Source organism: Martelella sp. (assembly GCF_984369615.1).
Window position 1 is genome coordinate 1 of sequence record NZ_CFHTCS010000277.1, and the last position, 5,900, is coordinate 5,900.

Annotated in this window: 6 protein-coding genes; all 6 read right to left on the reverse strand. The window is 63.1% G+C overall.

The window, feature by feature from the left end; translation table 11 throughout:
• Positions 1-806, reverse strand: an 806-nt coding sequence (locus AC5DC2_RS18005; protein ID WP_036237657.1) for an urease accessory protein UreD, incomplete at its 3' end; no start/stop codon positions are given.
• 254 nt (positions 807-1,060) lie between these two features.
• A complete protein-coding gene (gene urtE, locus AC5DC2_RS18010) occupies positions 1,061-1,756 on the reverse strand; it encodes an urea ABC transporter ATP-binding subunit UrtE (protein ID WP_491699469.1) in 696 nt (231 codons plus the stop codon).
• A gap of 257 nt (positions 1,757-2,013) precedes the next feature.
• The gene (gene urtD, locus AC5DC2_RS18015; RefSeq protein ID WP_024708954.1) at positions 2,014-2,772 is read right to left on the reverse strand and encodes an urea ABC transporter ATP-binding protein UrtD; all 759 of its coding nucleotides are present in this window, start codon (positions 2,770-2,772) and stop codon (positions 2,014-2,016) included.
• The gene (gene urtC, locus AC5DC2_RS18020) at positions 2,769-3,935 is read right to left on the reverse strand and encodes an urea ABC transporter permease subunit UrtC (protein ID WP_491699470.1); all 1,167 of its coding nucleotides are present in this window, start codon (positions 3,933-3,935) and stop codon (positions 2,769-2,771) included. Before urtC ends, urtD begins: the two co-directional genes overlap by 4 nt.
• On the reverse strand, positions 3,932-5,572 hold the full coding sequence (urtB, locus tag AC5DC2_RS18025; protein ID WP_491699471.1) for an urea ABC transporter permease subunit UrtB: 1,641 nt from the start codon (positions 5,570-5,572) through the stop codon (positions 3,932-3,934). Before urtB ends, urtC begins: the two co-directional genes overlap by 4 nt.
• A gap of 91 nt (positions 5,573-5,663) precedes the next feature.
• The coding region (locus tag AC5DC2_RS18030; RefSeq protein ID WP_491699472.1) for a transporter substrate-binding protein at positions 5,664-5,900 on the reverse strand (237 nt) is incomplete at its 5' end.

Consider the following 5,900-nt stretch of genomic DNA (forward strand, 5'->3'; position numbering starts at 1 on the left):
CATAGATGCCAGACTTTCGGCAGATTTTCATTCTCCCGCAAGACCCTTAAGGCGGGAATCAGGCTTTTTCTCAACTGGTAGCCGTCGGGCGCGACGACGCGGGCGACGAGCTTGCCGTTCCACTCGCTGGCGCCGCCGGCAGACGTCCCGAGGGCCTCGCGCACCCTGGGCATCAGCGCTTCGGCGCGGGCCCCGCAATAGAGCAGCGTCGCAAAGGCGACATCGCCGCCGAGCACGGCGGCCTGCGATACGAGATTCTCGATATCGCCGGTCATGCGCACATCCTCGGCATGGATCAGCGTGCCTTTCCGGCGCACCCGCCAGCGATCCCGGAACTGGCCGCGCCGCACCGCCTCGCCCATGGCCTTGCGGCCGAGGAGCACCGCCTCGATCGCCAGAAACTCGGCCGTTTCGGCAAGGTCGACGTCCAGCCGGCGATGCAGAGCGGCTTCATCGAAAAGAATGGTTTCCTGTGGCAGCCAGTCGAGCCTTGCGCCCTCGCCGACGCGCAACTCGCTGTCGATCGTCGCCGGGCCGCCATCGGACCTGTAGATCTTCTCGCAGGCCTGCGTCGTCACCGTCAGCGTCGTGCCCGGATCGGCCGTCATCACCCATTGCAGCCGGTCGCCGCCGGTCAGCCCGCCGGAGGTGTTGATCAGCACGGCCTCCATGGACCCGTCGAAGCTCTCGGGGATGCGGATCTTGGCAGCCCCCTCCTGATAGAACTCATCAAGCCGCGTCCTGCCCGCGGAAAGCTTGGCCCTGACCTCGCCCCTGCCGAAGGTGCGCTGCGCCCGTCCCGGCATGTCCCGGATCAAGACGTCCACTCCGTCCCGGGGGACGCTTCCTCCAAGCCGCATTTTCTCAGACCGCACATTGATTGACCTCGTATTTTCTTCTCACACAAGGAAAAGCAAGTTTCGTGCCGCCAGCGAAATGGATTTCGTTTTTCGCTGAAAACCGAGGCATCCGCGGCTCAGGCATCCCGGTTTTGTGGACACAATAGCAGCACATGCCCGCCTGACGCGCACATTTTCTCCGCAGGCTGCGCGCGGAAGCATCAGACGGTCAGGTGGCGGCGCGCCTCCGGCGTATCGAGCGTGTCGGCGGGTCCGTGATGGACGATCTCGCCGCGATCCATGATATAGACCTGGTCGGCGAGTTCGCGGCAGAAATCGAGATATTGCTCGACCAGAAGAATGGCCATGCCGGTTGAATCGCGCAGATAGCGGATCGCCCGGCCGATATCCTTGATGATCGAGGGCTGGATGCCTTCCGTCGGTTCGTCCAGCACCAGAATTTTGGGTCGCGTGACCATGGCGCGGCCGATGGCAAGCTGCTGCTGCTGGCCGCCCGAAAGATCGCCGCCGCGACGCGACAGCATGGATTGCAGCACGGGAAACAGGCTGAAGATGTCGTCCGGGATCGTGCGGTCGCGCGCGGCAAGCGGGGCAAAGCCGGTCTCCAGGTTTTCCTTCACCGTCAGCAGCGGAAAGATCTCGCGCCCCTGCGGCACGTAGCCGACGCCGCGCTTGGCCCGGTGGTAGGGCGCCAGCCCGTCGAGCTTTTCGCCCTGAAAGCTGATCGCGCCGCCCGATGTCGGATGCTGGCCGGTGACGGCGCGCAAGAGCGAAGACTTGCCGACGCCGTTTCGACCCAGCACGCAGGTGATCTTTCCCATCTCGGCGGAAAGCGAAACATTCCGCAGCGCCTGCGCCGCGCCGTAATGGAGGTTGACGTTTTCAATGGTCAGCATCGGTAGAGCCCTTTCGACGGACGTCAGGGCGAACAGCCCTTTCTTGAGCGCGCGGAAAAGCGAGGCCTTTCAGCCTCAATCTCCCCCCCTGAGGGGGAGATGTCGCGAACGCGACAGAGGGGGGTAAAGGGCAGAAACCGCAGTCTCCGAATTCGTAGATAGGGTTCACCCCCCTCTGCCCCTGTCGGGGCATCTCCCCCTCAAGGGGGGAGATTGATGGGGACTGGCGCTCCTTCAACACGAATTCCATCATCCCCTCACCGCCCCAGATAATTCTCGATGACCTTCGGGTCGTTCGAGACGTAGTCGATCGAGCCCTCGGCGAGCACCGAGCCTTCTGCAAGGCAGGTGACCTTGACGCCGAGATCGCGGACGAAGCCCATGTCGTGTTCGACGACGACGACGGCGCGGGTCTTCGCGATCTCGCGCAACAGGCGGGCGGTTTCCACGGTTTCGGCATCGGTCATGCCGGCGACGGGCTCGTCGACAAGGAGAAGCTTCGGCTCCTGCGCCAGAAGCATGCCGATCTCCAGCCACTGCTTCTGACCGTGGGAGAGATTGGCCGCAAGCTCGTCGCGACGCGGCGTCAGGCGGATCGTCTCGAGGATTTCCTCGATGCGGGTCCGGTCCTCGCTGGTCAGGCGATAGAACAGCGTGGAAAACACACCGCGCCTGCGGTTGAGCGCCAGTTCCAGATTGTCCCACACCGTATGGCTTTCGAATACGGTCGGCTTCTGGAACTTGCGACCGATGCCGAGCTGGGCGATATCGGCCTCATCCTTGCGGGTCAGGTCGATCGTGTCGGCGAAGAACACCTCGCCCGTATCCGGCCGGGTCTTGCCGGTGATGATGTCCATCATCGTCGTCTTGCCCGCGCCGTTCGGGCCGATGACGGCCCGCAACTCGCCGGGTTCGATGAAGAAGGAAAGGCTGTTCAGCGCCTTGAAGCCGTCGAAGGACACCGAGACATTGTCGAGATAGAGCAGGCTTTTCGCGCGTTTTTCACTCGGGCTCATCGTGCGCCCTCCTCGCTCGGGGTTACGTCCATGCCGGCCTCGGCCTGTTCCGAGCGCGCGTTGGCATCATTGCCCTTCTTCGAGAAGCGGTCGGAAATCGTGCCGACAATCCCCTTGGGCAGGAACAGGGTGACAGCGACGAAGAGACCGCCGAGCGCGAACAGCCAGAAGGCGGGGAACAGCCCGGTGAAGATGGTCTTGCCGCCGTTGACGAGGATCGCGCCGATGATCGGCCCGATCAGCGTTGCCCGGCCGCCGACGGCGGTCCAGATGACGACCTCGATGGAATTGGCCGGCGCGAATTCGCCCGGATTGATGATGCCGACCTGCGGCACGTAGAGCGCGCCGGCAACGCCCGCCATCATGGCCGAGACAACGAAGGTGAAGAGCTTGTAGTTTTCCACGCGGTAGCCCAGAAACCGCACCCGGCTTTCGGCATCGCGCACGCCGACCAGCACCTTGCCGGACTTCGAACGGACGATTGCCGAGGTAATGAAGAGCCCGATGGCAAGGAAGATGGCGGAGGCTGCGAACAATGCCGCGCGCGTGCCATCGGCCTGCACGGAAAAGCCGAGAATGTCCTTGAAGTCCGTCAGGCCGTTATTGCCGCCGAAGCCCATGTCGTTGCGGAAGAAGGCGAGCAGCAGGGCATAGGTCATCGCCTGGGTGATGATCGACAGGTAGACGCCGTTGACGCGCGACCGGAAGGCGAACCAGCCGAAGGCGAAGGCCAGCGCGCCGGGCACGAGCAGCACCATCAGCATGGCGAACCAGAACATGTCGAAGCCGTGCCAGAACCAGGGTAGCTCCTGATAGTTCAGGAAGACCATGAAGTCCGGCAGGACCGGATCGCCATAAACGCCGCGCGGGCCGATCTGGCGCATCAGATACATGCCCATGGCATAGCCGCCGAGCGCGAAGAAGGCGCCGTGGCCGAGCGAAAGAATGCCGCAAAAGCCCCAGACGAGATCGAGCGACAGCGCCAGCAGCGCGTAGCAGAGATATTTGCCGAACAGCGACACGATATAGGTCGGCAGGTGAAACGGGCTTCCCGCCGGGATGAGAAGATTGAGGACCGGCACCAGCAGGGCGATGCCGAGCAGGATGGCGATCGCGATCGAGATCCTGCGGTCGAGCGAGCGGAGAACATAGGCCGTAATCATGCTTCAACCGCCCTTCCCTTGAGTGCGAACAAGCCGCGTGGCCGTTTCTGGATGAACAGGATGATGAAGACGAGCACCAGGATCTTGCCGAGAACGGCGCCGGCATAGGGCTCGAGGAACTTGTTCAGGATGCCGAGCGAGAAGGCGCCGACGAAGGTGCCCCAGAGATTGCCGACGCCTCCGAAGACCACGACCATGAAACTATCGATGATGTAGGACTGGCCGAGATTGGGCGAGACATTGTCGATCTGCGACAGCGCCACCCCGGCAAGACCCGCAACGCCCGACCCCAAGGCAAATGTGAAGGCATCGACCCAGGGCGTGCGGATGCCCATGGAGGCGGCCATGCGCCGGTTCTGCGTCACCGCCCGCATCTGCAGGCCGAAGGCGGAGCGCTTCATCAGCATCAGAAGGCCGAGAAAGACGGCGAGCGAAAAGACAACGATCCAGAGCCTGGACCAGGTGATGACCAGCCCGCCGAGATCGAAGGCGCCGGACATCCAGGACGGATTGCCGACCTCGCGGTTTGTCGGGCCGAAAATGCTGCGCACCGCCTGCTGCAGGATCAGCGAAACGCCCCAGGTGGCCAGCAGGGTTTCCAGCGGGCGGCCATAAAGGAAGCGGATGACGCCGCGCTCGATCACGAGGCCGACGGCAGCGGTGATGAGGAAGGCAACCGGAAGGGCAATCGCCAGCGACCAGTCGAAAAGGCCGGGATAGGAGGTGCGGATCACCTGCTGCACCATAAAGGTGGAATAGGCGCCGATCATCACCATCTCGCCATGGGCCATGTTGATGACGCCCATGACGCCGAAGGTGATGGCAAGGCCGATCGCCGCCAAAAGCAGAACGGAACCAAGGGAGAGGCCATACCAGACGTTCTGCGCCGCGTCCCAGAAGGCAAGGCGCTTTTCGATCTTCGCCTGGGCGGCATCGACCTCGTCCTGCAGTTCCGGATCGAGCGAACCGCGCGCCGAGAGAAGGATGGAGATCGCATCGCGCCCGCCGATCGCGGCGATGTCGTTGATCGCCTCGGCCTTGGCCTCGATCGGACGGGAGGAATTCAGGATGGAGATGGCGCGGGCCTGGCCAAGGGCTGCGGCAATCTCGCCGTCCTCTTCTGCCGCAAGCGCCTCTTCGATCAGCGCCAGATTGTCCTCGCTCGGCGCGTTCATCATGGCGCGGGCGGCTGAAAGCCGGATAGTACGATCAGGGCTCATCAGCGTCAGCCCGGCGATCGCGGCATCGATGGAGCGCCGAAGATTGTTGTTGACCTTGACCTTCTCGAGGTCGCGCTTGGAGCGTTCCCCGGCTTCCGCGCCGGTCAGCGGGTCGATCAGCACAAGATTGCGGCTCGATGACCCCTTCCTGGTGATGAAGACCGCGCCGTCATCCTCGCGGTAATAGAGATCGCCGTTGGAAAGAGCTCTCAGCGCGGGCAAAACGGCGATATCGCCCGTCGCCGCAAGCGCTTCGACCAGTTTCTCGGTCTGACCGAAATTCCGGGCTTCGGAGAACTGATCAATCAGCGACCCGGCGTCATCGGCCGCCCGGGAGAGAGAGGGCGCACATGCCAGTACCAGTATTGCAAACAAGATAAAGGTTCTGAAATAGCGCTGTAGTAGAGAAATGGACATGTGCGCCCCCAACGTTGACAGTCCGCCTCGCAAAGGACTGTCCCCCTGTTCACCCGGCGCGAAACACGCGCCGGGAGCCGAGTTGCCGTTCTTATTCGGCAGCCATGCCGCCACACTGGCCGGTTTCGACGTTGAAGTTGCCGCACGACATCGGCGCGCGCCAGTCGGCGATCAGGTTCTTCGAATCCGGCAGGTAATCGGACCATGCGTCGCCGGCGACGAGACCGGGCGTTTCGTAAACGATGTCGAACTGGCCATCATCCTGGATCTCGCCGATCAGCACCGGCTTGGTGATGTGGTGGTTCGGCATCATCGCCGAATAGCCGCC

What these genes read in the sequence shown, in the direction of transcription:
- urtE (WP_491699469.1), bottom strand. Translation starts at nt 1,756, where the DNA reads ATGCTGACCATTGAAAACGTCAACCTCCATTACGGCGCGGCGCAGGCG.
- urtD (WP_024708954.1), bottom strand. Translation starts at nt 2,772, where the DNA reads ATGAGCCCGAGTGAAAAACGCGCGAAAAGCCTGCTCTATCTCGACAAT.
- urtC (WP_491699470.1), bottom strand. Translation starts at nt 3,935, where the DNA reads ATGATTACGGCCTATGTTCTCCGCTCGCTCGACCGCAGGATCTCGATC.
- urtB (WP_491699471.1), bottom strand. Translation starts at nt 5,572, where the DNA reads ATGTCCATTTCTCTACTACAGCGCTATTTCAGAACCTTTATCTTGTTT.